This window comes from Streptomyces sp. NBC_00016 (assembly GCF_045040885.1).
GTDB lineage: Bacteria > Actinomycetota > Actinomycetes > Streptomycetales > Streptomycetaceae > Streptomyces > Streptomyces coriariae.
Map to the genome: position 1 here is coordinate 7,278,918 of NZ_CP108304.1, position 26,920 is coordinate 7,305,837.

The 26,920-nt window shown below is 70.3% G+C and carries 20 protein-coding genes, 1 tRNA gene and 1 pseudogene; 8 read left to right on the plus strand and 14 right to left on the minus strand.

Annotation, left to right across the window (positions count from 1 at the left end):
* The first annotated feature begins 143 nt into the window (after window positions 1-143).
* Window positions 144-1,580, plus strand: a complete 1,437-nt coding sequence (pyk, locus tag OG933_RS32125; protein WP_405630327.1) for a pyruvate kinase — start codon at window positions 144-146, stop codon at window positions 1,578-1,580.
* 10 nt (window positions 1,581-1,590) lie between these two features.
* Here pyk and OG933_RS32130 read toward each other — a convergent pair.
* A pseudogene (locus OG933_RS32130) lies at window positions 1,591-2,369 on the minus strand (helix-turn-helix domain-containing protein).
* Between the two features lie 106 nt (window positions 2,370-2,475).
* Window positions 2,476-2,548: transfer RNA gene (locus tag OG933_RS32135), tRNA-Leu, on the minus strand.
* 101 nt (window positions 2,549-2,649) lie between these two features.
* On the opposite strand from OG933_RS32135, the gene OG933_RS32140 reads away from it, so the two are divergent.
* Complete coding sequence (locus tag OG933_RS32140; RefSeq protein WP_189916700.1) at window positions 2,650-3,306, plus strand: ANTAR domain-containing response regulator; 657 nt, start codon at window positions 2,650-2,652, stop codon at window positions 3,304-3,306.
* Between the two features lie 76 nt (window positions 3,307-3,382).
* On the opposite strand, the gene OG933_RS32145 is transcribed toward OG933_RS32140, so the two are convergent.
* From OG933_RS32145 to OG933_RS32185, 9 genes are all read right to left on the minus strand, one after another.
* Window positions 3,383-4,099, minus strand: a complete 717-nt coding sequence (locus OG933_RS32145) for an ABC transporter ATP-binding protein (protein WP_057599473.1) — start codon at window positions 4,097-4,099, stop codon at window positions 3,383-3,385.
* Entirely contained in the window at window positions 4,096-5,010 is a 915-nt protein-coding gene (locus OG933_RS32150; RefSeq protein ID WP_020131826.1) for an ABC transporter ATP-binding protein, read from the minus strand. Before OG933_RS32150 ends, OG933_RS32145 begins: the two co-directional genes overlap by 4 nt.
* A 5-nt stretch (window positions 5,011-5,015) precedes the next feature.
* Window positions 5,016-6,842 (minus strand): branched-chain amino acid ABC transporter permease, encoded by a 1,827-nt coding sequence (locus OG933_RS32155; protein WP_405630330.1) that lies wholly within the window; start codon window positions 6,840-6,842, stop codon window positions 5,016-5,018.
* A 5-nt stretch (window positions 6,843-6,847) separates the two neighbouring features.
* Entirely contained in the window at window positions 6,848-7,780 is a 933-nt protein-coding gene (locus tag OG933_RS32160; RefSeq protein ID WP_020131828.1) for a branched-chain amino acid ABC transporter permease, read from the minus strand.
* A 110-nt stretch (window positions 7,781-7,890) separates the two neighbouring features.
* Window positions 7,891-9,117: a branched-chain amino acid ABC transporter substrate-binding protein gene (locus OG933_RS32165; protein ID WP_362267364.1), complete on the minus strand. Its 1,227-nt coding sequence runs from the start codon at window positions 9,115-9,117 to the stop codon at window positions 7,891-7,893.
* 271 nt (window positions 9,118-9,388) lie between these two features.
* Window positions 9,389-10,084, minus strand: a complete 696-nt coding sequence (locus OG933_RS32170) for a Tat pathway signal sequence domain protein (protein WP_405630333.1) — start codon at window positions 10,082-10,084, stop codon at window positions 9,389-9,391.
* Entirely contained in the window at window positions 10,081-10,497 is a 417-nt protein-coding gene (locus OG933_RS32175; protein WP_405630334.1) for a hypothetical protein, read from the minus strand. The genes OG933_RS32170 and OG933_RS32175 overlap by 4 nt, the downstream gene beginning before the upstream one ends.
* Window positions 10,498-10,571: 74 nt before the next feature.
* Window positions 10,572-11,060, minus strand: coding sequence for a hotdog fold thioesterase (locus OG933_RS32180; RefSeq protein ID WP_362520358.1), 489 nt, complete (start codon window positions 11,058-11,060; stop codon window positions 10,572-10,574).
* A gap of 68 nt (window positions 11,061-11,128) precedes the next feature.
* Window positions 11,129-13,408, minus strand: coding sequence for an FdhF/YdeP family oxidoreductase (locus OG933_RS32185; RefSeq protein WP_362520360.1), 2,280 nt, complete (start codon window positions 13,406-13,408; stop codon window positions 11,129-11,131).
* A gap of 189 nt (window positions 13,409-13,597) precedes the next feature.
* Between OG933_RS32185 and polA the strand changes: the two genes are divergently transcribed.
* Window positions 13,598-16,321 carry a DNA polymerase I gene (gene polA / locus OG933_RS32190; RefSeq protein ID WP_405630336.1) on the plus strand — a complete coding sequence of 908 codons (2,724 nt, stop codon included), beginning with the start codon at window positions 13,598-13,600 and terminating at the stop codon, window positions 16,319-16,321.
* A gap of 251 nt (window positions 16,322-16,572) precedes the next feature.
* A complete protein-coding gene (locus OG933_RS32195) occupies window positions 16,573-17,010 on the plus strand; it encodes a hypothetical protein (protein WP_362520365.1) in 438 nt (145 codons plus the stop codon).
* Here the strand turns inward: OG933_RS32195 and OG933_RS32200 are convergent.
* On the minus strand, window positions 16,976-17,869 hold the full coding sequence (locus tag OG933_RS32200; protein WP_405630338.1) for a DUF4184 family protein: 894 nt from the start codon (window positions 17,867-17,869) through the stop codon (window positions 16,976-16,978). The genes OG933_RS32195 and OG933_RS32200 overlap by 35 nt on opposite strands.
* A 357-nt stretch (window positions 17,870-18,226) precedes the next feature.
* Here OG933_RS32200 and OG933_RS32205 point away from each other — a divergent pair, with 357 nt between their 5' ends.
* The 3 genes from OG933_RS32205 (at window position 18,227) to OG933_RS32215 (ending at window position 21,307) form a co-directional block, all read left to right on the plus strand.
* Entirely contained in the window at window positions 18,227-19,972 is a 1,746-nt protein-coding gene (locus OG933_RS32205) for a lytic murein transglycosylase (protein WP_405630339.1), read from the plus strand.
* Window positions 19,973-20,140: 168 nt separating this feature from the next.
* The gene (locus tag OG933_RS32210; protein ID WP_142269809.1) at window positions 20,141-20,275 is read left to right on the plus strand and encodes an SPW_0924 family protein; all 135 of its coding nucleotides are present in this window, start codon (window positions 20,141-20,143) and stop codon (window positions 20,273-20,275) included.
* Window positions 20,276-20,314: 39 nt separating this feature from the next.
* Window positions 20,315-21,307: a DUF3068 domain-containing protein gene (locus OG933_RS32215; protein ID WP_405630341.1), complete on the plus strand. Its 993-nt coding sequence runs from the start codon at window positions 20,315-20,317 to the stop codon at window positions 21,305-21,307.
* Here OG933_RS32215 and hrpB read toward each other — a convergent pair.
* Window positions 21,297-23,900, minus strand: a complete 2,604-nt coding sequence (hrpB, locus tag OG933_RS32220; RefSeq protein WP_405633577.1) for an ATP-dependent helicase HrpB — start codon at window positions 23,898-23,900, stop codon at window positions 21,297-21,299. The two genes, OG933_RS32215 and hrpB, sit on opposite strands and share 11 nt — an antisense overlap.
* Window positions 23,901-24,000: 100 nt before the next feature.
* On the minus strand, window positions 24,001-24,975 hold the full coding sequence (locus tag OG933_RS32225; protein WP_362570271.1) for a class I SAM-dependent methyltransferase: 975 nt from the start codon (window positions 24,973-24,975) through the stop codon (window positions 24,001-24,003).
* Between the two features lie 227 nt (window positions 24,976-25,202).
* Between OG933_RS32225 and rpsA the strand changes: the two genes are divergently transcribed.
* Entirely contained in the window at window positions 25,203-26,711 is a 1,509-nt protein-coding gene (rpsA, locus tag OG933_RS32230; protein WP_020131842.1) for a 30S ribosomal protein S1, read from the plus strand.
* The last annotated feature ends 209 nt before the right edge of the window (window positions 26,712-26,920 follow it).

Consider the following 26,920-nt stretch of genomic DNA (forward strand, 5'->3'; position numbering starts at 1 on the left):
GTAAAACCGAAAAGTGCTCATCAGAGCGGCCGCCCGCACAATTTATTAATTGACGGCAGTCGACAACAACCCTTCACCCAAAGGTGGTTGGACGGCCATGCCCTCCGAATTCCCTACCCACCGGTAAGACATAAGCTCGAAACATGCGCCGAGCAAAAATCGTCTGCACCCTGGGCCCCGCCACCGACACATACGACCAGATCAAAGCCCTGGTCGACGCCGGAATGGACGTAGCCCGCCTCAACCTCAGCCACGGCGGCCACGCCGAGCACGAGGAGCGCTACCAGCGCGTCCGCAAGGCCTCCGACGAAACCGGCCGCAGCGTCGGCCTCCTCGCCGACCTTCAGGGCCCGAAGATCCGCCTCGGCAACTTCGCGGAAGGCCCCGTACTCCTTGAACGCGGCGACACCTTCACCATCACCGTCGAAGAAGGCACAGAAGGCGACCGCAACAGCTGCGGCACCACCTACGCCGGCCTCGCAGCCGACGTCACCACCGGCGAACGCATCCTCGTCGACGACGGCAAGGTCTGCCTGGAGGTCACCGACGTCGACGGACCACGCGTCCACACCCGCGTGATCGAAGGCGGCGTGATCTCCGACCACAAAGGCCTCAACCTCCCCGGCGTCGCCGTCTCCGTCCCCGCCCTCTCCAAGAAGGACGAGGACGACCTCCGCTGGGCGCTCCGCACCGGCTTCGACGTCATCGCCCTCTCCTTCGTCCGCAGCGGCCGCGACATCGTGGACGTCCACCGCATCATGGACGACGAAGGCCGCCGCCTCCCCGTCATCGCCAAGATCGAGAAGCCCCAGGCCGTCGAGAACATCGACGACATCGTCGCCGCCTTCGACGGAATCATGGTGGCCCGCGGCGACCTCGGCGTCGAGATGCCCCTCGAACAGGTCCCCATCGTCCAAAAACGCGCGATCAAGCTGGCGAAGCGCAACGCCAAGCCCGTCATCGTCGCCACCCAGATGCTCGACTCCATGATCGAGAACTCCCGCCCCACCCGCGCCGAAGCCTCCGACGTCGCCAACGCCGTCATCGACGGCACCGACGCGGTGATGCTCTCCGGCGAGACCAGCGTCGGCAAATACGCCATCCAGACCGTCCGCACCATGGCGAAGATCGTCGAAGCTGCCGAAGAGGACATCCTCGCCAAGGGCCTGCCCGACCTCACCGCCAACAACAAACCCCGCACCCAGGGCGGCGCCGTCGCCCGAGCCGCCGCCGAGATCGGCGACTTCCTCGACGCCAAGTTCCTCGTCGCCTTCACCCAGAGCGGCGACACCGTCCGCCGCCTCTCCCGCTACCGCTCCCCGATCCCCCTCCTCGCCTTCACCCCGGAACCGGCGACCCGCTCCCAGCTCAACCTGACCTGGGGCGTCGAGACGTTCCTCGGCCCGCACGCGGACTCGACGGACGCGATGGTCGACCAGGTGGACGAGCTGCTGCTGAGGTACGGCCGCTGCGAGAAGGGTGACGTGGTGGTCATCACGGCGGGTTCGCTCACCGGGGTCTCGGGCTCGACCAACCTGGTCCGCGTCCACCACGTCGGAGAGGACGACAGCCCGAAGTAGGTGGACCGGGTCAGTACTTGGGGCCTACGTGGGTGTCGAGTAGGGCGACGTGCGCCTTCTTGGCGACGGAGATGTTGTAGGGGTTCCCGTTGCGGGTGCAGTGCGTCCACTCGATGCCCAGCTTTTCGAGGGTGTCGGTGAAGAGCCGCCGGATGTCGTCGGAGACGTTGGTGAAGAAGTACCGGGGGTATTCGTAGCGCTTGATTCACCGGCAACGATGCGGGTCGTCCAGTTGGTGATGCGGCACCCGTCGGAGTGGATGAGACCCCGGACGAACTCCCAGGGGTGGGCGTCGACGATGCCCTGTTGCCAGGGTTCGAGGACGATGGGCCGCTCGTGCTTCTTGCCGGGGCCGTGCTGGGGAAACATACAAGTCCAGTGCCTTGTGTACGACTTCACCTCGACGCAGCCAGTCTTGTGACGCTGGCTGACGTTCGGGAGCGGCATCACCTTGCGCATGGCTTCTTCGGCTGCCGCGATCAGGCCGGTCTGCGTGGCGTTGCAGAAGATGGAGAGGTGGTGCTGCTTGGTTTTCGAGACGATGTGGCCGTCGCCGAGGTACAGGCCGAGCAGGTAGGCGTATGCGATCTCATCGAACTCGCGGCCGGTGCAATTGGGGCAGTCCGTCGGCTGTTCGTATCTCTCGCCACGGGCTTTGCGGTCCTCGCTGCGCCACCAGCCGACGGTGCCGCGCGGAATGTTCAGATGCTCAGCCACGAGACGATTGGGAGCACCTTGGCGCATGAGTGCGACGGCTTGGGCGCGAATCGAAGGACTGTGCTGTTCCATGCCGCCACTTTGAGCGGGAGGCCGCGACGACACGCAGCAAAAAGCGGATGTTCACGAGAACGGGAACATCCGCTTTTCTTTCGTGACCTTGGGAACCAAGGAAAAGTGCCCCGAGTCGGATTCGAACCGACGCTGTATGGGTTTTGAATCCATGGCCTCTACCGCTGGGCTACCGGGGCCCCTTCGAAACGAAGGTCAGCGGTCACCCGCTGTGTCACTACCTTACCGCAGCTAGGTAGGCTCTTGTCAGCAGCACCCCTGCCCTGAACGAGGAGCCCCCGTGACCGCCCCCGAGTCGCCCCAGCCCGTGGACGCGCCCGACGACGACAAGTCGCACGTACCTCCGCTGACGACCCGTGTCGTCATCGCCGAGGACGAGGCCCTGATCCGCCTCGACCTCAAAGAGATGCTGGAGGAGGAGGGCTACAGCGTCGTCGGCGAGGCCGGTGACGGTGAGCAGGCGATCGAGCTCGCCCGCGAGCACAAGCCGGACCTGGTCATCCTCGACGTGAAGATGCCCAAGCTGGACGGCATCTCCGCCGCCGAGAAGATCGCCGAGGAGCGCATCGCGCCGGTGCTGATGCTGACCGCGTTCTCGCAGCGCGACCTCGTCGAGCGGGCGCGGGACGCCGGTGCGATGGCGTACCTGGTGAAGCCGTTCAGCAAGAGTGACGTCGTCCCGGCGATCGAGATGGCCGTCTCGCGGTTCACGGAGCTGCGGGAGCTGGAGAACGAGGTCGCGGATCTGACGCTGCGGCTGGAGACGCGCAAGCTGGTGGACCGGGCGAAGTCGATTCTGCAGACGGAGTACGGGCTGACGGAGCCGGCCGCGTTCCGGTGGATCCAGAAGACGTCGATGGATCGCCGTATGTCGATGCAGCAGGTGGCGGAGGCGGTCATTCAGGACGCCGATGAGAAGAAGTCGTCCAAGGGCTGAGCCGCCCGGCACAAGCGAGACGACGAGGCCCGCGCCCGGAGAAGGGGCGCGGGCCTCGTCGTGTGCGAGGGGGTGCTCAGTCCTCGCCGAGGTACGCCTTGCGGACGGACTCGTCGTGGAGGAGGTCCTGGCCGCTGCCGGAGAGGACGATCTTGCCGATCTCCATGACGTGGCCGTGGTCGGCGAGCGACAGGGCGGCCTGGGCGTTCTGCTCGATGAGCAGGATGGTCATGCCCTGGGCCTTGAGCTCGACGATGGTGGACATGATCTTCTGCATCATGATGGGGGAGAGGCCCATGGAGGGCTCGTCCAGCATGAGCAGTTTGGGCTGGGACATGAGGGCGCGGCCCATGGCGAGCATCTGCTGTTCGCCGCCGGACAGAGTGCCGGCGGCCTGCTTGCGGCGCTCTCCCAGGATGGGGAAGAGGTCGTAGGCGCGCTGGATGTCCTTTTCGATGCCGGGCTTGTCGCTGCGGAGGAAGGCGCCGAGGCGGAGGTTGTCCTCGATCGTCATGCGCGGGAAGATGTGCCGCCCCTCGGGGGAGTGGGCGAGTCCGAGCGAGACGATGTCGTGGGCGGGGATCTTCTTCAGCGATTTGCCGTTGAATTTGATCTGGCCGCCGACGGGCTTGAGCAGGCCGGACAGGGTGCGCAGGGTGGTGGTCTTGCCTGCGCCGTTGGTGCCGATCAGGGTGACGACCTCGCCGGCCTCGACCTTGAACGAGATGCCTTTGACGGCCTCGATCTTGCCGTAGGCGACCCGGAGGTCCTCGACTTCGAGCAGTGCGGTCATCGGTCGTTCTCCTTGCCGGGCGCGGCGTCCGTCGGGGTGGCGGCGCTCTCGGCTTTCGCTTCGGCGGCCTCGACTTCGGCTATTTCTTCGTCGCCGGGGGCGTTTTCGAAGGGTTCGCCGAGGTAGGCGGCGACCACTCGTTCGTCGCCCTGGACGGTCGCGCTGTCGCCTTCGACGAGCTTTTCGCCCTGGACGAGGACGGCGACGCGGTCGCAGAGGTTGAAGATGAAGCGCATGTCGTGCTCGATGACGAGGACGGCGATGCCCTTGTCGCGGATGGCGAAGACGAGTTCTTCGGTCGCGCGGGTTTCCTGGGGGTTCATGCCGGCGGTGGGCTCGTCCAGGAGGAGGAGGCCGGGCTCGCTGGCGAGTGCGCGGGCGATTTCGAGCTTGCGCTGTTCGCCGTAGGGCAGGTTGCGGGCGAGGTGGTCGGCCTTCTTCTCCAGGCCGATGAACTCCAGGAGTTCCATGGCGCGTTCGCGGCTGGCTGCTTCGGCGCGGTGGAAGGAGGGGAGGCGCAGGACGGCCGACCAGAAGCCTTCCTTGGTGCGGGTGTGGCGGCCGACGAGGACGTTTTCCAGGACGGTCATGTTGGAGAACAGACGGATGTTCTGGAAGGTGCGGGCGATGCCTGCGGCCGTGACCTTGAAGGACTTGGGCGGCAGGACGGTGCCCTTGTAGCGGACTTCGCCCTCGGTGGGGATGTAGAGGCCGGTGAGGCAGTTGAAGAAGGTGGTCTTACCGGCGCCGTTGGGGCCGATGAGGCCGACGATCTCTCCGGCGTTGACGTGGAGGTTGACGTCGCGGACGGCGGTGAGGCCGCCGAAGCGCATCGTGACGCCGCGGGCGTCGAGCACCGTCTCGCCGACAGGGGCGACTGGGGCGTCCTTGGTGGTGGTGTCGGTGGTCATGGTGGTCAGGCCCCTGCCTTGGTCAGGACGGTGGGAGCTTCCGCGTCCTCGTGGAACTCGAGCTGGCGGCGCCGGTTGGGGATGAGGCCTTCCGGTCGGAAGCGCATCAGCAGGATGAGGGCGAGGCCGAAGGCGAAGAGCTGGTAGTCGCCGAGGAACTGGAGCTTGTTGGGGATGAGGAAGAGCAGTGCGGCGCCGATGAGGGGGCCGCTGATGGTGCCCATGCCGCCGAGGACGACTGCGGCGAGGAGGAAGGCCGAGTTGGGCGGGATGGGGCCGGCGAAGAGGTACTGCTCGGGGGTGACGGTGTAGGTGACGTGGGCCTGGACGGTGCCGGCGAGTCCGGCGAGGGAGGCGCCGACGGCGAAGGCGATGAGCTTGACGCGGAAGCCGTTGATGCCCATGGCGAGGGCGGCGGTCTCGTCCTCGCGGATGGCGACCCAGGCGCGGCCGATGCGGGAGTCGCCGCTGCGTCGGAAGACCAGGACGACGACGGCGGTGATGACGAGCATCAGGAAGAAGTAGTTGGCGAAGCGGCCGATGGTGAATCCGGCGATGGCGTGTTCGGCTCCGAAGTCGAACCCGAGGATGTTGAGGTTCGGGATGGAGGAGATGCCGTTGGAGCCGTTGGTGATGTCGGGGCCGGAGGTGCCGTCGAGGTTGTTGGCGGTGATGCGGAAGATCTCGCCGAAGCCGAGGGTGACGATGGCGAGGTAGTCGCCGCGCAGTCGCAGGGTCGGGGCGCCGATGAGGACGCCGAAGACGAGGGATGCGGCGGCTCCGACGAGGACGGCGGCCCAGAACGGGAAGTGCACGTCGAAGGGGGAGCTGGGGGAGCCGGAGACCATGGCGGCGGCGTAGGCGCCGACGCCGAGGAAGGCGACGTAGCCGAGGTCGAGCAGGCCGGCGAGGCCGACGACGATGTTGAGGCCGAGGGCGACGGTGCCGAAGATGAGGATGTAGACGCCGACGGTGGCGTACTGGTCGTCGGTCTGGGTGAAGGGGAACATCGCGGCGGCGACGAAGGCGCCGCAGATGGTGATGTTCTGGTGGCGGGCCGTGATCTGGCTGGCCTGGGCGACGAGGCCGGACTTGTTGAGTGCGGCGAAGCCGAAGGCGGCGGTGATCAGGAAGCCGATGAAGAGTTCGTCGTACTCGGTGCCGATGCCGTAGGTGAAGACGGTGAGGCCGAGGCCGAGGACGGCGACGATGATCAGGATCTCGACGTAGGAGGGCAGGGCGCCGAGGGGGCGGGCGGTGCCGCCGGCGAAGGCTGCCTTGGTGGTGTCCCGTCCGGCGCGGAGGCGGTGGCGGACGAGGTCCCAGCCGGTGTCGTCCGGGTCGTGGGGTTCGGGTTCGGGGCGCTCGAAGGGGAGTGCGAGGGCGCCGAGGAAGGCCGCGAGGGTGGCGAGGGCGGCGATGTAGCCGCCGGGCTCGAGGTTGACGACGCCGCCGAGGTCGACGGTGATGGCGATGACCGTGTACCAGACGGTGGCGAAGGCGGCGAGGGCGGCGAATTTGATCGCGCCGTCGGCGCCGGCCGGGGTGAGCCAGCGCAGGCCCTTCACGCCGTAGGAGGACAGGCCGAAGAGGGTGGTGAGGGCGCCGCCGATGAGGGCGAGGACCTGGAGGCCGCCGGGGTAGCCGTAGACGGTGAGGTCACCGGGGAAGGCGGAGGTCCAGGTCCAGGCGAGGAAGGTGGAGACGACGGTGAGGGCGCCGCCACCGGTGGCGAGGGCGCGGCCGAGGTGTGCCGGGATGCCGATGAGGCCGGTGGCCGGCCCGGAGGCGGGGGTGCTCGGGGTCTCGGGTGCGGTGGTCTGTGTGGTCATCGGTGTCACGCCCTGTCCGCGACGCGCTCGCCGAGCAGGCCTTGTGGCCTGAACAGCAGTACGAGGATGAGAAGTACGAAGGCCCAGACGTCGGCCCAGGACTGGCTGCCGAACTTGTCCATGCCGGGGATGTCGGCGATGTAGGCGGTGGCCAGGGTTTCGGCGATGCCGAGGACCACGCCGCCGATCATGGCGCCGTAGATGTTGCCGATGCCGCCGAGGACGGCTGCGGTGAAGGCCTTGAGACCGAGGATGAAGCCCATGCGGTAGTCGATCTGGCCGTACTTCAGGCCGTAGGCGACACCGCCGATGGCGGCGAAGACGGCGCCGAGGGCGAAGGCGATCACGATGATGCGGTCGGTGTTGACGCCCATGAGCTTGGCGGTGTCCGGGTCCTGCGCGGTGGCCTGCATGCCGCGTCCGGTGCGGGTCTTCATGACGAAGTAGGCGAGGACGGCCATGCTGATGGGGGCGGCGGCGAGGAGGAAGATGTCACCGGTCTGGATGGTGACGTCGCCGATGTGGAAGGGGCCGCCCTCGATCTGGGGGAAGGTGCGCGCCGAGGTGGCCTCGGGGTACCAGGCCCAGACCGCCTGCTGGAGGGCCAGGGAGAGGCCGATGGCGGTGATGAGGGGGGCGAGGCGGGGTGCGCCGCGCAGGGGGCGGTAGGCGAACCGTTCCGCTCCGATGGCGACGAGGACGGCGACCAGGATGGCGCCGATGAGCATGAGCGGCAGGGCTATCCACATGGTCGTGCCGTTGGGCAGTACCCAGAGGTAGACGGAGAGAGCCCCGAATGCGCCCGTCATGAAGATCTCGCCGTGGGCGAAGTTGATGAGCTGGACGATGCCGTAGACCATTGTGTAGCCAATGGCGACCAGCCCGTACATGGATCCCAGTAGCAGGCCGTTGACCAGCTGCTGCGGCAGTTCGTTCACCGCATGTCCTCCGAGACGTTCGGATAATTTCGACGTGTGTGTCCGGATGTGAGTTCGCGCGAGGCGCCAGTGGAACAGCGCCCCGCGCGGCTCATGTGATGCGGGGTGGGTCAGCCGGAGTAGGTGCCGGACTTGACCGGCTTCCAGGCACCGTTCTCGACGGCGTAGACGGTGAGCTGCTTGTTGGTGGCGTCACCGAACTCGTCGAAGGAGACCTTGCCGGTCACACCGTCGAAGGAGACGTTCTGCATGGCGGCGGTGACCTTGGCGCGGGCGTCGTCGGGAAGCTTGCCGTCGTTGTCGTCGACGACCTTCTTCACGGCCTCGATGATCGCCCAGGCCGAGTCGTAGGAGTAGCCGCCGTAGGCCTCGTAGGCCTCCTTGTAGCCCTCGGTCTTGTAGTTGGCGACGAACTCCTTGGCGGAGGGGAGCTGCTCGACCGGTGCGCCGACGGAGGTGGCGAGGTCGCCGGCGGCGGTGGCGCCGGCCAGCTTGATGAAGTCGGCGCTGTAGATGCCGTCACCGCCGACCACGGGGATCTTGGCGCCGGCGGCCTTGATCTGCTTGCTCAGGGGGCCGGCCTGCGGGTACTCGCCGCCGTAGTAGACGACGTCGGCGCCGGAGGTCTTGACCTTGGTGGCGATGGCCGAGAAGTCCTTGCTGTCCGGGTTGATGTGCTCGGTGCCCGCCACCGTGCCGCCGAGCTTCTTGAACTCCTCGGTGAAGGTTCCGGCGAGGCCGGCGCCGTAGGTCTTCTTGTCGTCGATGACGAAGACCTTCTTCTTCTTGGCGTCGTTGATCAGGTACTGCGCGGCGAACGGGCCCTGGATGGCGTCCGTGGTCGCGGTGCGGAAGTACGACTTGTAGACGCGCTTCTTGGAGGTCGCCCAGTCGGTGCCCTGGGTGAGCGCCGGGTTGGTGTTGGCCGGGGAGACCTCGACGAGCTTGGCGTCGTCGAAGACCTTCTGCATCGACTCGGCGACGGAGGAGTTCAGCGGGCCGACCACGCCGAGGACGGACTTGTCGGCGACGAGCTTGGTGGCGTTCTGCTGGCCCGAGGACGGCTGGGCCTGGTCGTCGAGCGCCTCGATCTTGAAGGTGATGCCGTCGACGTACTTCTGCTTGTTGGCCGTCTTGGCGGCGAGGTCGACGGAGTTCTTGATGCCGAGGCCCAGCGCGGACAGGTCGCCGGTCAGCGGGGCGTCGATACCGATGGTGACGGTGGTGCCATCGCTGTCGGAGCCCTTGTCGTCGCTGTCGCGCGAACCGCAAGCGGTGAGGGTGAGTGCTCCTGCGGACAGCGCGGCGGTAATGGCGATGAGCGAACGTTGACGCACGTTCCAGTCCTTTCCCTGGGCGGCCCTCCCCCCTGGAAGAGGCCGAGTCGAGCGCTGGGCCGAAGGGGTATTCCAGCCGCGCGGTGACTGGGCGTGACTCTAAGCGGGTGAAGCTGACGGGGAGGAGGGTCTGACCGATGCTGTGACGCTCTTGTTATGACACGAGGTAATGCAGAGCGGTACTTGGTGGGTGGAACAGCTGAATTCAGGCCGATTCGCCCTGTCCGCATGGTGAGAACGTGCAGGACGACCCCGGGTACGTTCAGGTGTCTCAGGCGTTTTGGTGATTACTCGATTCGTTGCTACAGGCGACTTGTAGGGCTGCGGAGAGGTCGTGCGCATAGCGCGTGCCGAGGATGAAACTGTGGACTTGTATTGCGCGCGCATTACGTAGAGTTACGTCTACGAAAGGGAGTCCGACGTTCTTCGGCACTTTTCCGCATTCCGTTACCCGCATCGTGATGACGACCTTGCGGGCGGAACCCGCTTTTGTCCTGAAGGGGGCCCGGGGGGTCGAGGCCAGGGAAAGCCCGAGGTACGGCTGCGCGAGTCGGGTCACGGTGACCGGCGGGCCGGACTCCACGCCGAGCACAATGTCGAAGGCGAAGGTGCGCGGGCGGGTGCCGGGCGGTACGGCGACCTCGCCGAGGTAGCTGACGTCCACCACCTGGGACGGGAACGGCGGTGCGGGGGCCGCCTGTTCGGCTTCGTGCGGCCGCGTCGCGTACAGGTAGCCGCCGCCCGCGAGGAGGACCGCCGTGGCGAGGACGGCCGACGCGGCCCGGCGGTGCGCGGCATGGCGGCGGACGAGCCCACGGAGCAGGCGGGCGGCGGGAGTTGAGGCGTCCGCGCCGGGGGCGTCGGGGGCGTTGGCGCGGACGGATGCGTGGGCGGATGCGTGGGCGGCCTCGGGGGTCTCCCACGCGTGTGTGCCCTCGCCCGGCTCCACGGGGCCGACGCCGCTCACTGCCAGGGACCCTCGGTCGGGCCGCCGGAGCGGTACCGGTCCGCGCAGCCCTCGGCCGCCTCGCGGCCGATCAACTCGTCCGCAGCGTCGGCCCCTTGACGCTTCTTCGTGGTCCGCGCGGCGTCCACGACGGTCCGCAGGATCTCGTACTGCCCGTTGGACAGCCCCATCGACTGGTAGTCCCCGTAGGCGGTGCTGTCCAGGACCTCGCGCGACCAGTGGGCGACGATGCGGGTGCACAGCTCCTCGGGCGAGGTGGTGGCCGGGGCCGGGGGTGGGGGCGACGACGGGGTGCCGCTCGCGCCGGCGCTCCCGCAGCCGGCCGTCAGCAGCCCCGTCAACAAGGCCGCCGGTAACACCGGTCCGAGCAGCCGCCCCGCCGCCCCCGCCCGTGGGGATCCTCCCGTGGTCATGCCCCGACGCTAGGCCGCCGCGGTGGCGGTGGGCAACGGCCGCGCGTGGGTGACCCTCCGGAGTGCCGGTGCCGTCAGCTCGCGGGGCCCGCCTGCGCCCCGTCGCCGGCCCGTACGTCCCGCAGCAGACAGGTGAGCCGCGCGGTGCACACGCGCCTGCCCTCCTGGTCACTGATCACGATCTCGTACGTCGCCGTGGAGCGCCCCTGGTGCACGGGCGTGGCCACGCCGGTGACCAGGCCGGAGCGGACGCCGCGGTGGTGGGTGCAGTTCAGGTCGACACCGACCGCGATCTTGGTGCTGCCGCCGTGCAGCATGGAGCCGACCGAGCCGAGGGTCTCGGCGAGGACCGCGGAGGCGCCGCCGTGCAGCAGGCCGTAGGGCTGGGTGTTGCCCTCGACCGGCATGGTGCCGACGACCCGGTCCGCGGAGGCCTCGACGATCTCCACGCCCATGCGGGTGCCCAGGTGTCCGGCGGAGAACAGGGCCAGGATGTCGATGCCGAGGGCCGCGTACTCGTCGATGACCTCTTGCGGGAACTTCACTTGCTGCTGCTCGCCCATGGGGCCCGGCTCCGTTCGTCGATCACAGTCCAGCGTGGATCACAGTCCAGCCTGACTTAAGCAAACGCTCAGTCGGTGGCCGATTGTTCCAGACGGACGACGACGGACTTGCTGGCCGGGGTGTTGCTCGTGTCGGCGGTGGCGTCCAGCGGGACCAGGACGTTGGTCTCCGGGTAGTACGCGGCGGCGCAGCCCCGGCTGGTCGGGTACAGCACGACCCGGAAACCGGGCGCCCGCCGCTCCACCCCGTCCCGCCATTCGCTCACCAGGTCCACGTAGGAGCCCTCGGCGAGCCCGAGAGCGCGCGCGTCCTCGGCGTTGACCAGGACCACCCGGCGGCCGTTCCTGATACCCCGGTAGCGGTCGTCGAGGCCGTAGATGGTGGTGTTGTACTGGTCGTGCGAGCGCAGCGTCTGCAGGAGCAGCCGGCCCTCGGGCAGCCGGGGGTACTCGACGGGGGCCGCGGTGAAGTTGGCCTTGCCGGTCGTGGTGGGGAAGCGGCGCTCGTCGCGCGGGGCGTGCGGGAGGGTGAAGCCCTCGGGGCGGGCCACGCGCGCGTTGAAGTCCTCGAAGCCGGGGATCACCCGCGCGATGCGGTCGCGGATCGTCGCGTAGTCCTTCTCGAACTCCTCCCACGGCACCTTGCTGTCCTCGCCGAGCACGCGGCGCGCGAGGCGGCAGACGATGGCGGGCTCGGACAGCAGGTGCGCGCTCGCGGGCGCGAGGCGGCCGCGTGAGGCGTGCACCATGCCCATGGAGTCCTCGACGGTCACGAACTGCTCGCCGCCGCCCTGGAGGTCGCGCTCGGTGCGGCCGAGCGTCGGCAGGATCAGCGCCCGCGCGCCCGTCACCACGTGCGAGCGGTTGAGTTTCGTCGACACGTGCACCGTCAGCCGGGCGCGCCGCATGGCCGCCTCGGTGACCTCGGTGTCCGGGGAGGCGGAGACGAAGTTGCCGCCCATCGCGAAGAACAGCTTCGCCTCGCCGTCGCGCAGCGCGCGGATCGCGCGGACGACGTCGAAGCCGTGCTCGCGCGGGGGCGCGAAGCCGAACTCCTTCTCCAGGGCGTCCAGGAAGGCGGGCGCGGGCCGCTCGAAGATGCCCATGGTGCGGTCGCCCTGCACGTTCGAGTGGCCGCGCACCGGGCACACGCCCGCGCCCGGACGGCCGATGTTGCCGCGCAGCAGAAGGAAGTTGACGACCTCGCGGATCGTCGGCACGGAGTGCTTGTGCTGGGTGAGGCCCATGGCCCAGCAGACGATGGTGCGCTCGGAGGCGAGCACCATGCGCAGGGTCTCCTCGATCTCCGCGCGCGTGAGGCCGGTCGCGGTGAGCGTCTCGTCCCAGTCGGCGGTGCGGGCCGCGTCGGCGAACTCCTCGAAGCCGTGGGTGTGTTCGGCGATGAACGCCTCGTCGAGCGCGCCGTCGGTGTCGAGGACGAGCTTGTTGAGGAGGCGGAAGAGGGCCTGGTCGCCGCCGATACGGATCTGGAGGAAGAGGTCGGTGAGCGCGGCGCCCTTGGCGAGACCCTTGGGGGTCTGCGGGTTCTTGAAGCGTTCCAGGCCCGCCTCGGGCAGCGGGTTGACGCTGATGATCTTCGCGCCGCCCGCCTTGGCCTTCTCCAGGGCGGACAGCATGCGCGGGTGGTTGGTGCCCGGGTTCTGCCCGGCGACGATGATCAGGTCGGCCTGGTAGAGGTCCTCGAGCAGGACACTGCCCTTGCCGATGCCGATGGTCTCCGACAGGGCCGAGCCGGACGACTCGTGGCACATGTTGGAACAGTCCGGGAGGTTGTTCGTGCCGAGCTCGCGGGCGAAGAGCTGGTAGAGGAACGCGGCCTCGTTGCTGGTGCGGCCCGAGGTGTAGAAGACGGCCTCGTCGGGAGAGGCGAGGGCGGCGGTCTCCTCGGCGATGATGCCGAAGGCGCGCTCCCAGGTCACCGGTTCGTAGCGCTCCCCGCCTTCGGGGAGGTACATGGGGTGCGTGAGGCGGCCCTGCTGGCCGAGCCAGTAGCCGCTGCGGCCGGCGAGGTCGGCGACCGGGTGCGCGGCGAAGAACTCGGGGGTGACCCGGCGCAGGGTCGCCTCCTCGGCGACCGCCTTCGCGCCGTTCTCACAGAACTCCGCGGTGTGCCGGTGCTCGGGTTCGGGCCAGGCGCAGCCGGGGCAGTCGAAGCCGTCCTTCTGGTTGACGCGCAGCAGGGTCAGCGCGGTGCGCCTCACACCCATCTGCTGATGGGCGATCCGCAGGGAGTGCCCGACGGCCGGCAGGCCCGCCGCCACCTGCTTCGGCCCGGCGACCTGCGGAGCGTCCTGGACCGGATCGGCCTTGGGCGGCTTCGTTGCCATCGCGCGCTCTCCTTCGCTCGCCTGTGCCACACACCTCGACGATCCTCGCACGAGGCACCGACACTGCTCCCGTGCGGGCCGGTCGGCGGGCGGGAGCAAAGCTTGCGGCGGGCGGCCGGCGGCCCGGGGAACCCCGTGAGCGGTGGTGGCCGGGACCGAGTGTCAGTGGGGCGTGGCAGGATCGGGGGCGTGGCAGAGACAGCAGCGAAGAAGACCGACACCCCCGCCGGCAGCCGGCCCCGCCTGATGCTCATGGACGGGCACTCGCTGGCCTACCGCGCGTTCTTCGCGCTGCCCGCGGAGAATTTCACCACCGCGACGGGCCAGCCGACGAACGCGATCTACGGATTCGCGTCGATGCTGGCCAACACCCTGCGTGACGAGGCGCCCACGCACTTCGCGGTCGCGTTCGACGTGTCCCGCAAGACCTGGCGCTCCGAGGAGTTCACCGAGTACAAGGCGAACCGCTCCAAGACACCGGACGAGTTCAAGGGCCAGGTCGAGCTGATCGGCGAGCTGCTCGACGCGATGCACGTGTCCCGGTTCGCGGTGGACGGCTTCGAGGCGGACGACGTCATCGCCACCCTCGCCACCCAGGCCGAGGCCGAGGGCTTCGAGGTGCTGATCGTCACCGGCGACCGTGACTCCTTCCAGCTGGTCTCCGAGCACACCACGGTCCTGTATCCGACGAAGGGCGTCTCGGAGCTGACCCGGTTCACCCCGGAGAAGGTCGTCGAGAAGTACGGGTTGACGCCCGCCCAGTACCCCGACTTCGCCGCGCTGCGCGGCGACCCGTCCGACAACCTGCCGGGCATCCCCGGCGTCGGTGAGAAGACGGCCGCGAAGTGGATCAACCAGTTCGGTTCGTTCGCGGACCTCGTCGAGCGCGTCGAGGAGGTCAAGGGCAAGGCCGGGCAGAACCTGCGCGACCACCTGGAGGCCGTCAAGCTCAACCGCCGCCTCACCGAGATGGTCCGCACCGTCGAGCTGCCGAAGACGGTCGTCGAGCTGGAGCGCGCCCAGTACGACCGCACGGCCGTCGCGATGATCCTGGACACCCTGGAGATCAGGAACCCGTCCCTGCGCGAGCGGCTGTTCGCCGTCGACCCCGGCGGCGAGGAGGCCGAGGCGACGCCGGTGATCACCGGCGGAGTGGAGCTGGACGGCACGGTGCTGGGCACCGGCGAGCTGGCCGGCTGGCTCGCGGAGCACGGCACCGACACCCTCGGTGTCGCCACCGTCGACGCCTGGGCGCTGGGCGCCGGCTCGGTCGCCGAGATCGCGCTCGCCGCCGCCGGGGGAGCGGCCGCCTGGTTCGACCCGGCGGAGCTCGACGAGGCCGACGAGAACGCGTGGGCGACCTGGATCGCCGCCGAGGACCGCCCCAAGGTCCTGCACAACGCCAAGGGCGCCATGCGGGTCTTCGCCGAGCACGGCTGGTCCGTCGCCGGCGTCGGCATGGACACCGCGCTCGCCGCCTACCTGGTCAAGCCGGGCCGCCGCTCCTTCGACCTGGACGCGCTGTCCCTGGAGTACCTGGGCCGTGAACTGGCCCCGGCCGCCGCGGCCGACGGCCAGCTCGCCTTCGGCGCGGACGACGGCGCCGAGGCCGAGGCCCTCATGGTGCAGGCCCGCACGATCGTCGACCTCGGCGAGGCGTTCCGCGGCCGGCTGGAGGAGGTCGGCGCGGCCGACCTGCTGCGCGACATGGAGCTGCCGACCTCCGCCCTCCTGGCCCGCCTGGAGCGGCACGGCATCGCCGCCGACCGCGCCCACCTCGAGGCCATGGAGCAGATGTTCGCGGGCGCCGTCCAGCAGGCCGTGAAGGAGGCGCACGCGGCGGCCGGGCACGAGTTCAACCTGGGCTCGCCCAAGCAGCTCCAGGAGGTCCTCTTCGGCGAACTGGGCCTGCCGAAGACGAAGAAGACCAAGACCGGCTACACCACCGACGCCGACGCCCTGGCCTGGCTCGCGGGCCAGACGGACAACGAACTGCCGGTCATCATGCTCCGCCACCGCGAACAGGCGAAGCTGCGGGTCACCGTCGAGGGCCTGATCAAGACGATCGCCGCGGACGGCCGCATCCACACCACGTTCAACCAGACCGTCGCCGCGACCGGCCGGCTGTCCTCCACCGACCCGAACCTCCAGAACATCCCCGTGCGCACCGACGAGGGCCGGGCGATCCGCCGCGGCTTCGTCGTCGGCGAGGGCTTCGAGTCCCTGATGACGGCCGACTACAGCCAGATCGAGCTGCGCGTGATGGCCCACCTGTCGGAGGACGCGGGCCTCATCGAGGCGTTCACCTCCGGCGAGGACCTGCACACCACGGCCGCCTCCCAGGTGTTCGGCGTCGAGCCCGGCGCGGTGGACGCGGAGATGCGGCGCAAGATCAAGGCGATGTCCTACGGCCTGGCGTACGGCCTGTCGGCGTTCGGCCTGTCCCAGCAGCTGAACATCGACGCGGGCGAGGCCCGCGGCCTGATGGACGCCTACTTCGAGCGCTTCGGCGGCGTCCGGGACTACCTGCGCCGCGCGGTCGACGAGGCACGGGCGACCGGCTACACGGCGACGCTCTTCGGCCGCCGCCGCTATCTGCCCGACCTCAACAGCGACAACCGTCAGCGCCGCGAGGCGGCCGAGCGCATGGCCCTCAACGCGCCGATCCAGGGCACGGCGGCGGACATCGTCAAGATCGCCATGCTCAAGGTGGACGCGGCCCTGCGCGCGGCGGACCTCAAGTCCCGCATGCTGCTCCAGGTCCACGACGAAATCGTTCTGGAGATCGCCCCCGGCGAGCGTGCGGCGGTCGAGGAGCTGCTTCGCCGTGAGATGGCCCACGCGGTCCAGCTGAGGGCCCCGCTGGACGTGTCGGTCGGCGCGGGCGCGGACTGGGAGTCGGCGGCGCACTAGCCTTCGCCGGGGGCGGCCCGCCGCTCCCCCAGGAACAGCCGGAACAGCTGGAACAGCTGGAAGGGGCTCTGCCGACATCGGCAGGGCCCCTTCGCGTGCCTCGTGGGAGCCGGCGGCGTACGAGGCGGTGCAGTACGAGGCGGTGCCGTCGCGAGGGGTCCGGTCACCGTCGGTACGTCCCCCGAAGGGCCCTCACCCGCGTGGCCCCCGAGAACAGGCCCCTGCCGGGTCCGGGCCACCAGGATGCCGCCATGGGTATACGCATGCTCCACCGCCGGAAGGCCCACGCACGCGTTCACGCCACGGCGGCCGCGGACACGCCGTCCGGGCCCGGCGCGGCTTCCCGGACACGGCCTCGTCCGGCCCTCGCGCCGGGCGCCGCCGGCCCCCGCATCCCGTGGACCCCCGGCGCGGCTCTGCGCGCGGCCGCCGCACGGCTCCGCGGTCCGGTTCCCACCCGGTTCCCGCTTCGGTTCCCGCCCCGGGTCCTGACCCGGTTCCTCGCCGGGTTCGTCTCCCGGAACGACAGCCGGTGGCGCCTGTGGACCGAGGCGGTACGCGATCACCTGGCGCCGGCGCTCGGTGTCCTCGGCCGCCTCCGCGGCCGCCGGACGGCCCGCCGCATCCCCCTCTTCGTCGCGACGGCGCCCCCCGTCACCGAACGCCCGGGCGACTCCGCCGCACACTGACCCCGTCTGCGTCTGCGTCTGCGTCCACGTCCGCTTCCGGAAGAGCCGGTCGGGCCGCAAGAGCCGGGCGCCACAGCCGTACGCCGACCGCGTACAGCAGCACCCCCAGCACCAGCCCCGCGCCCGCCCCGAAGCACAGCGTCGGGATGAGCTCCCACGGCTTCGCCTCGCGCGCGCCCCAGTACTCCCACCACCGCGTCGCCCGCCGCACCGCCGCGACCAGTGCGCAACCGCCGATCACGGCACCCGCCCACCACCGGTCCCGCGCCGACAGCACCGCGACCCCGACCGGCTCGCCGGCCGGCGCCCGGCGCAGCGCGTACGTCACGAACGCGGCGAGCACGACCGCGGCCACGGCCGAACCGCCGTACTGGAGGTACCAGTACAGAGGCGAGCCTGCGATGTCCTCGCCGAGGACGGGGAACAGCCGCATGCCCCAGCGGTCGAGGTGCGTGAACGCGTCCCACACCACATGGGTCAGCGCGCCGAGCGCCGCGGAGACGTACCACCACCAGACGGTGGACGGCCGTACACGCGCGCGTGGCGCACCGCAGCGGGTCAGCGTGGCCGTCCGGCCCTGCCGGGACCGCGGCAGCAGCGCCACCAGCGGCTCGCGCACCAGCAGCCAGAGCCCCACCAGCAGCCAGGCGACGAGCACGTCCACCGTGAACACGCCGGGGAGGGAGTGGGTGACGTCGCCGAACTCCATGGCCCCGGACAGGACACTCGCCGCGTAGTAGGTCATGTCGGGAGCGAAGGAGCCCGCGACCAGGGCACCCGGGACGAGTTGTCCGCGGCCGGTGCCGTCGGCGCGCACGGCGGGCAGCACGGCCGCCGCGTGACTCAGCGTGAACGGCAACGGGGCTCCCGGGGGCGGACGTTGACGGGCCGACCGGCCCGGTGATCTACGACGTCCAGTATGCGGGGCGCGGTTCCCGGCCAACGGCGCATGACCGGCTGGTGAAAACGGCACCCGAACGGGTGCCGGTGCAAAAGAAGTTGTCGTAGGGTCGCCTGGGTCGGTGTGCCCGCGGGCGCGTCGAACAAGAAGAGCAGAGCAGGGCAAACCGCCCATGAGTGCAACCGTCGGAGCGGGTTGATCGTCACATCGGTGACGGCGGCGGCAACGGCAACGGCCACAACAGTGGCAACAGCCGCAACGGCAGGGTGCAGGCGAAGAGACGGGCGTACCGCGTCCACGGGAGGGTTTCACTTCATGTCGGCGCATTTCGGCACGAGGCTGCGCAAGGGAGCGGTCAACACGACCGTGGCCGCACTGGCGGTAGCGGCTCTGGCCGCGTCCCAGGCACCGGACGTCACGGCCGACGGCCACGGCAGACAGACCGCCGCCGACACCCCGTCCTCCGCCGACGACGGCAGCGGCATCGGTGACAGCGCCACCGGCAACTCGCCGTACTACACGGACCTGCCGCCGCTGAACAGCCCGAACCCCGCGCCGAGCGAGAGCTCCTCCACCACCCCGGCCGCCACCGGCACCACGGAGGCGGGGATCCCGGCGACCGTCCTGGACGCCTACAAGAAGGCCGAGGCGGAGCTGGCACAGTCCAAGCCCGGCTGCAACCTGCCCTGGCAACTCCTCGCCGCCATCGGCAAGGTCGAGTCGGGCCAGGCCCGCGGCGGCAACGTGACCGCCGACGGCACCACCATCTCGCCGATCCTCGGCCCGGTCCTCAACGGCGTCGGCTTCGCGAACATCAGCGACACCGACAACGGCGCGTACGACGGCGACAGCACCTACGACCGTGCCGTGGGCCCCATGCAGTTCATCCCGTCCACCTGGGCGTGGGCGGGCCGTGACGGCAACGCCGACGGCAAGAAGGACCCCAACAACATCTACGACGCCGCGCTCGCCGCCGGCCACTACCTGTGCCGTTACGACTGGGACATGTCGGCCACGTCCGGGATGCGCAGCGCGATCCTCAGCTACAACAACTCGACGGACTACCTGAACACCGTCCTGTCGTGGCTGGAGTACTACCGCAAGGGCACGCACGAGATCCCCAACGGCACCGGTACCGTGCCGGACAACCGCAGCGACGACGGCACCGGCTACACGCCCACCTCGCCGTCCACCCCCTCGACGCCCAGCACCCCCAGCACCCCCGACACGCCCAGCAAGCCGTCGACGCCCGGCAAGCCCAACACCCCGTCGACGCCGCCCAGCACTCCGACGCCGACGCCGACCCCGACGCCGACGCCGACCGAGACGGTCGGCCACCTCGAGGACGCGGGCACGGCCGGCCTCACCGCCACGGCGGGCGACGCGTTCACCGAACGCATCAGCACCCGCGCGGAGACGGCGGCCGGCAAGGCCGTCGCCAAGGTCCGGATCCGCTTCACCGTCGTCGGCGACACCGACGCCACCTTCACGGGCGGCGAGAGCGTCGCCACGATCGTCACCGACGCCAAGGGCGTCGCCCTCGCGCCCGCCCTCCAGGCGGGCGAGAAGACCGGCGGCTTCACCGTCCGGGCCACGGTCCTCGGCCGTACGCTCTCCGCCCTCGACTACAAGGCCACCGTCACCGCCCGCGCCGCCGACACCCTCGCCCGCACCAGCAGCACCGCGCTGACGTGCACCGCCGGCGGCAAGTTCGCCGACCGGGTCGAGGTGAAGGCCACCTACAAGGGCGCCGTCGCGGACAAGGTCGCCGCCACCGCCACCCTGATCAAGTCGGCCGACGACACGACCACGAACGACAAGGGCCCCTACTTCAAGGACGCCGCCGGCAACCCCGTCCGCACCCTGGACCTCCAGACGGACGCGAACGGCCTGCTGACGCTGCCCGAGCTGTACGCGGACGACACCGCCGGCACCTATCTGCTGCGCATCACCACCACGGGCGGAGCGACCCTGACGGTCGAACTCACCGTCACGGCGGCCGAGACCTCGACGCCCACCCCGACGCCCAGCGAGTCGGAGTCGACGACCACCGCCTCGTAACCCTCCCGCGGACCCTGCCGCGGACTCCGCTGCGGACTCCGCTCCGAACGACGACGGCGGCGCCCCTGTCCCCACAGGGGCGCCGCCGTCGTGCGCTACGTGTTCTCATCTCGCCCGCCCGTTGCTACGGTGCCCGACCTGACGTCCCGTCAGCTCCGGGAGGACCGTATGCGTGCCCTGATCGCCGCCGCGACCGGTCTCGCCGTCGCGCTCGCCCTCGTCCTCACCATCGCCGCACTGGGCACACCGGCCGGCCGGACCTCCCCGAAGCCACTGCTGACGACGGTCCCCGCACACCCCTAGCCGCCCCGCCCACCGGTTCCGCCCGCGAAGGAGGCCGAGATGCGCCGCAAGGCAAGCCTGATCCTGCTCGCCCTCGCCGTGTTCTTCGCGGCGCTGTCCCCCCTGCTGCGCTGGTACGCCTACCCGCGCCTGGCCAAGATCCCGGCGGACGAATACCAGACCATGGTCCTGGAGGCCAAGAACGCCACCCTCCTCGACTACGGCAGCATGACCGCCCGCACCGTCCCCAAGGTCACCATCGTGCAGACCCTCAAGGGCGACGTGGAGGCCTCCGAGAAGATCGAGAAGACGGCCGGCCGGGACGTCGTCGTCTGGGACGGCCTGTCCTACGTCCAGGGACCCGACGGCAAGATGGTCTCCAAGGTCCCCGAGCGCTACATCTTCGACGCCCACACCCAGGAGCCCGTGCACGCCACCGGCGAAATGGTCGACGGCGACCCGGTACGCCGGGAGGGCATCGAGTTCAAGTGGCCGTTCCTGACGGAGAAACGGGACTACGAGTACTTCGACGCGCAGACCCGCACCACGGCCCCCATCCACTACCAGGGCACCCGGACCTTCCGCGGCCTGGAGGTCTACTACTTCGAGCAGACCGTCCCCTGGACCAAGGTCGCCATGCCCAGGACGATGCCGGTCGCGGGCATCACCCCCGAGACCGTCGCCAAGACCGGCACCACCCGCTGGTACACCACGGTCCGCAAGTTCTGGGTCGAACCCGTTACCGGCGCGCCCGTCTACGGCGAGGAGATCCACCAGGAGGAACTCCGCGGCGGCACCCTGCTCGGCGGCCGCGCGACGGTCACCGCCTTCGCCGGGCACGTGAAGATGCGCGAGGACTACATCGAGCACACCGTGTCCGTGATCAAGGCCAACCGCACCCTGGTCCTGCTGCTGACCGCCTACCTGCCCTGGGGCTTCCTCCTGCTCGGCGTCCTGCTGATGTGCCTCTCCCTCTACCTGGAGGCCCGCTCCCGCCGCCCGGACGGACCCACCGCCGCCGAACCCGCCGCACCGCGGCCCGTCACCGCCTGAGCCGCGCGTTGGTGAACCGGGTCGGCTCGGCGCCGGCCGGATCCTCGGGCCAGGGATGCTTCGGATACCGGCCGCGCAACTCCGCCCGCACCCCCTTGTAGCCGTCCTTCCAGAAGGAGGCGAGGTCGGCGGTGACGGCCGCGGGCCGCCCCGCGGGCGACAGCAGATGCACCAGCAACGGCACCCCCGCTACCCGCGGCGACTCCTGGAGCCCGAACATCTCCTGCAACTTCACCGCGAGGACCGGCCGCTCCGGGTCGGCATAGTCGATCCGGATCCTGGACCCGCTCGGCACGGTGATCCGCTCCGGCGCCAGCTCCTCCAGCCGCGCCGCCTCGCCGGAGGCCCAGGGCAGCAGCCGTCCGAGCGCCTCCCCGGCACCGATCCGCCCGAGATCGCTCCGCCGCCTGGCCCGGCTCAGCTCGGGCTCCAGCCACTCCTCCACCCGCGCGTGCAGCGACGCGTCGGAGACGTCGGGCCACGGCTCTCCCCGATGCCATCGCAGGAACGCCAGCCGCTGCCGCAGGACCTCCGCCTCGGGCGACCACCGCAGCAGCCGCAGCCCGTCCTTCTCCAGCCCCTCGACCAGCGCACCGCGTACGAGCCCGGCGTCGGCGTTCCGCAACGGACGCACCGCCAGCTCCACGGCCCCCAGCCGCTCCACCCGCCGCGCCACGACATCCCCGTCGGACCAGTGGACCTCGTCCCGCTCGTCGAGCAGCGCGCCGGCCGCGAACCGGGCGACCTCCTCGTCCACGACCGCGGCGAGCTGCACGCGCGCGTGCCCCTTCCCCACCGGCCGGTCGGCCACGGCGACGGCGAGCCAGGGAGCCCCCCGCAGATCGGTGCCCTCGCGGACCTCGGCCCGGGTGCCGGAGACCATGAGATAGGAACCGCCGTCCGCCCTGGCGAGCCGCTCCGGGAAGGCGAGGGCGACGACGAGCCCGGCGAGCGCGTCCGAACCGGCAGCCTCCCCGCCGCCGATTCCTGCGCCGCCGTTTCCTGTGCTGCTGCTTCCTCGGGTGCTGCTTCCTCGGGTGCTGCTTCCTCGGGTGGTGTTCCCTCCGGCGGCGGGCCCGGCCGGCGTCGAGCCCTCGGCGACGGCCCGCAGCCGGCGCACCTCCGCCCGCCACCGCGCGCCATAGGCGTCACCCCCACGCCGCGCCGACCGCAGAGCAGCCGCCAGGTCGTCGCCGTACTCCCGCGGCGCCTCCTCACTGAGCAGAGCGACCACCTCGACGGCCCGCTCCACCCCCACCGACGCGGCCCCGTCCAGCAGAGCCCGGCCCAACCGGGGGTGCAGCCCCAGCCGGGCCAGCCGCAACCCCCGCTCGGTGGCCCGGCCGGCGGAGTCCACCGCCCCGATCGCCGTCAGCAGAGACCTCGCCGCCGCCATCGCCCCACCCGGCGGCGGATCCAGCAACGCCAGCCCGGAAGCGTCAGGATCCCCCCAGCACGCCGCCTGAAGGGCGAACGCCGTCAGGTCGGCCACCTTGATCTCCGGGGCCGGGAACGACGGCAGACGGGCATCCTCCGCCTCCGCCCAGCACCGGTACACCGCACCCGGCGCCTCCCGCCCGGCCCGCCCCGCCCGCTGCCGGCCCGCCGCCTGCGAGGCCCGCACCGTCGCGAGCGCGCTCAGCCCGCGCGCGTGGTCCACCCGCGGCTCCCGCGCCAGTCCCGAGTCGACGACCACCCGCACCCCCGGCACCGTCAGCGAGGACTCCGCCACGGAGGTCGCCAGGACCACCCGGCGCCGCTCCCCGGGAGCCAGCACCGCGTCCTGCACGGCAGCCGGCGCCCGCCCGTGCACCTGGAGCACATCCACCCCGGCCGGCGCACCGAGGAGCCCCGCGACCCGCGCGATCTCCCCGACACCCGGCAGGAAGCACAACACGTCCCCCGACCGCTCGGCCAGCGCCCGCCGCACCACCGACGCCACGTGCGCCAGCAACGCCGGATCCACCCGCATCCCGTGCGGCGGCCGCACGGGACGCGCCGGGGGCGCCCAGACCACCTCGACACCGAAGACGGAACCCTGCGCCTCCACCACCGGTGCCCCGCCCAGCAGCCGCGACCAGCCCGCCGTGTCCGTCGTCGCCGAGGCCGCCACCAGCCGCAGCTCGGGCCGCAGCGTCTCGCGCACGTCCCACAGGAAGGCGGCCGAGGTGTCCGCGTCGAGATGCCGCTCATGGCACTCGTCCAGCACCACCACATCGACGCCCGACAGCTCCTGGTCGCGCTGGAGACGCTGGAGCAGCACACCGGTCGTGACGACCTCCACGCGCGTGTGCCGCCCGACGACCCGCTCCCCGCGCACGGTGTGACCCACGCTCTCCCCGGGCCGCTCACCCAGCAGCCACGCCATCCGCCGGGCCGCCGCCCGCGCCGCGATCCGCCGCGGCTCGGCCACGAGCACCCGGCGCGCCGGCCCCTCGCCCAGCAGCCCGGCCAGCGCGAGCGGCACCAGCGTCGTCTTGCCCGTGCCCGGTGGCGCGGCGAGCACGGCCGTGCCGTGCCCGTCCAGGGCGTCGTTCAGGGCGGGCAGGGCGGCCCGCACGGGCAGCGCGTCCAGGGCGTCGTAACGGGGGATCACGCCCCCAGTGTCGTACGCCCGCGAAAACCACCCCGCACGCGCGCGTGCGTGTGCGGGGTGGGAGAGGAGGAGGAGGGACGGAGCGAGCGGGAGGCGGCTAGTCCCGCTCGCAGACGAAGACGGCCGTACCCGGGATCAGGTTCCCGCGCAGCGGGGACCAGCCGCCCCACTCCGAGGAGTTCCAGGCCGGCCACTCCGGCTCGACCAGATCCACCAGCCGGAAACCGCCCGCCACGATGTCGCGGACCCGGTCGCCCAGCGTCCGGTGGTGCTCCACGTACACCGCCCGGCCCTGGTCGTCCTGCTCGACATAAGGAGTGCGGTCGAAATAGGACGAGGACACGGTCAGCCCCTCCGGGCCCGGCTCGTCCGGGAACGCCCAGCGGATCGGGTGGGTCACCGAGAACACGAAACGGCCCCCGGGCCGCAGCACCCGCCGCACCTCCTTCAGGACCAGCACCGGGTCGGCCACGAAGGGCAGCGCCCCGTACGCCGAGCAGGCCAGGTCGAAGGAGCCGTCCGCGAAGGGCAGCGCGCCCGCGTCGGCGCACACCAGCGGGAACGAGCCGCCGATGCGCAGCGCGTGCTGGAGCTGGCGGTGCGAGAGGTCCAGGGCGACCGGACGCGCGCCCTGCGCGGTCAGCCAGCGCGCGCACTGCGCCGCGCCGGCGCCGATCTCCAGGACCGACTTGCCCTTCAGCTCCTCCGGCGGGCCGAGCAGCTCCGCCTCCACCTCGTCCAGACCCTCGGGACTCCATACGAACCGGTCGTCGCCGAGGAAGGTGCCGTGCTCGATCTGGTATTCGTCCGCGTTGCGGTCCCACCAGCCCCGGTTGGCCCGGGAGCTCTCGGTGACGTCGGCGTCACGTCGGGTGGCTTCCGGCTCGAAGGCCGGCTCGGACGATTCAGGCTCTTGGATGATCGGCTCCCTCGTCGTACTCTTCCGTGCAACCCGCCCGTCGGTGTCACCCGAGGTGTCACCGGTGAGGCTTCCTGCGGCCTGCGTGACCTCAGGAGAAAGGTTGTGTGCCGGGTATGCGGCGATCCGCCCCGGGTGTGCGCCTTCGCGCATTGACCCCGCCCGGCTGCCCCCGTATGCTACAAGTTGCGCTGCGGGCCTGCGCACCTCAGACGTAGCAGGCTGCGCTCGCATCTGTTGTTGTCCCCTCGGTTCTCGAGGTGCCATCACCGGTCATCCGGTGAGGTGCTTCCTAAGCTGTCCGGCTTCTTCAGAGCGATCACGGGCTCCCGGCGTAGCAGTACCTACGACTCACTGTCCGTACCGGAGCCCTTTCCCACATGACGAGCAGCACCGAGACCACCTCTACCACGCCGCAGGTAGCGGTCAACGACATCGGTAACGAGGAAGCCTTCCTCGCCGCGATCGACGAGACGATCAAGTACTTCAACGACGGCGACATCGTCGACGGCGTCATCGTGAAGGTCGACCGGGACGAGGTCCTGCTCGACATCGGTTACAAGACCGAAGGCGTTATCCCGAGCCGCGAGCTCTCCATCAAGCACGACGTCGACCCCAACGAGGTCGTCGCCGTCGGTGACGAGATCGAGGCCCTTGTTCTCCAGAAGGAGGACAAGGAAGGCCGCCTGATCCTCTCGAAGAAGCGCGCCCAGTACGAGCGTGCCTGGGGCACCATCGAGAAGATCAAGGAAGAAGACGGGATCGTCACCGGTACCGTCATCGAGGTCGTCAAGGGTGGTCTCATCCTCGACATCGGCCTCCGTGGCTTCCTCCCGGCGTCCCTCGTCGAGATGCGCCGCGTCCGCGACCTCCAGCCGTACGTGGGCAAGGAGCTCGAGGCCAAGATCATCGAGCTGGACAAGAACCGCAACAACGTGGTCCTGTCCCGCCGTGCCTGGCTCGAGCAGACCCAGTCCGAGGTCCGCCAGACGTTCCTCACGACCCTCCAGAAGGGTCAGGTCCGCTCCGGCGTCGTTTCCTCGATCGTCAACTTCGGTGCGTTCGTGGACCTGGGTGGCGTCGACGGTCTGGTTCACGTCTCCGAGCTTTCCTGGAAGCACATCGACCACCCCTCCGAGGTTGTCGAGGTCGGCCAGGAAGTCACCGTCGAGGTCCTCGACGTCGACATGGACCGCGAGCGTGTCTCCCTGTCGCTGAAGGCGACCCAGGAAGACCCGTGGCAGCAGTTCGCCCGCACGCACCAGATCGGGCAGGTTGTTCCCGGTAAGGTCACGAAGCTCGTTCCGTTCGGTGCGTTCGTGCGCGTCGACGAGGGCATCGAGGGTCTGGTCCACATCTCCGAGCTGGCCGAGCGCCACGTGGAGATCCCGGAGCAGGTCGTCCAGGTCAACGACGAGATCTTCGTCAAGGTCATCGACATCGACCTCGAGCGCCGCCGCATCAGCCTCTCGCTGAAGCAGGCCAACGAGTCCTTCGGTGCCGACCCGGCCTCGGTCGAGTTCGACCCGACCCTGTACGGCATGGCCGCGTCGTACGACGACCAGGGCAACTACATCTACCCCGAGGGCTTCGACCCCGAGACCAACGACTGGCTCGAGGGCTTCGAGTCGCAGCGTGAGGTCTGGGAGAACCAGTACGCCGAGGCGCAGACGCGCTTCGAGCAGCACCAGGCTCAGGTCATCAAGTCCCGCGAGGCGGACGAGAAGGCCGCTGCCGAGGGTGGCGACGCCGCGGGTGCGGCTCCGGCCGCGTCCGGTGGCAGTGGCGGTGGCTCCTACTCCTCCGAGGGTGCCGACACGTCCGGCGCGCTGGCCTCGGACGAGGCGCTCGCCGCTCTGCGCGAGAAGCTGGCCGGCGGCCAGAGCTGAACTCCCCCGGCGGGGTAACCCCAGCCGCTGAGGTTTAGCAGTGTGTCGAGGGCCCGCACCTTTCGAGGTGCGGGCCCTCGGTGCTGCCCGGACGCGGGATCGCCGTTCACCCCGTGACCACCCTCGCGCGCGCCCTCGACCCGGCCTCACTCGCTCCCCTCACCCGCTCCTCCCACCACCCGTGAGAAGCCGGCCGGAGTCATTCGATC

Coding starts and splice junctions, on each gene's coding strand:
- pyk (WP_405630327.1), top strand. CDS start 144: ATGCGCCGAGCAAAAATCGTCTGCACCCTGGGCCCCGCCACCGACACA.
- OG933_RS32145 (WP_057599473.1), bottom strand. CDS start 4,099: ATGACCGCACTGCTCGAAGTCGAGGACCTCCGGGTCGCCTACGGCAAG.
- OG933_RS32150 (WP_020131826.1), bottom strand. CDS start 5,010: ATGACCACCGACACCACCACCAAGGACGCCCCAGTCGCCCCTGTCGGC.
- OG933_RS32155 (WP_405630330.1), bottom strand. CDS start 6,842: ATGACCACACAGACCACCGCACCCGAGACCCCGAGCACCCCCGCCTCC.
- OG933_RS32175 (WP_405630334.1), bottom strand. CDS start 10,497: ATGACCACGGGAGGATCCCCACGGGCGGGGGCGGCGGGGCGGCTGCTC.
- OG933_RS32180 (WP_362520358.1), bottom strand. CDS start 11,060: ATGGGCGAGCAGCAGCAAGTGAAGTTCCCGCAAGAGGTCATCGACGAG.
- OG933_RS32185 (WP_362520360.1), bottom strand. CDS start 13,408: ATGGCAACGAAGCCGCCCAAGGCCGATCCGGTCCAGGACGCTCCGCAG.
- OG933_RS32195 (WP_362520365.1), top strand. CDS start 16,573: ATGGGTATACGCATGCTCCACCGCCGGAAGGCCCACGCACGCGTTCAC.
- OG933_RS32205 (WP_405630339.1), top strand. CDS start 18,227: ATGTCGGCGCATTTCGGCACGAGGCTGCGCAAGGGAGCGGTCAACACG.
- OG933_RS32210 (WP_142269809.1), top strand. CDS start 20,141: ATGCGTGCCCTGATCGCCGCCGCGACCGGTCTCGCCGTCGCGCTCGCC.
- OG933_RS32215 (WP_405630341.1), top strand. CDS start 20,315: ATGCGCCGCAAGGCAAGCCTGATCCTGCTCGCCCTCGCCGTGTTCTTC.
- OG933_RS32225 (WP_362570271.1), bottom strand. CDS start 24,975: ATGCGCGAAGGCGCACACCCGGGGCGGATCGCCGCATACCCGGCACAC.
- rpsA (WP_020131842.1), top strand. CDS start 25,203: ATGACGAGCAGCACCGAGACCACCTCTACCACGCCGCAGGTAGCGGTC.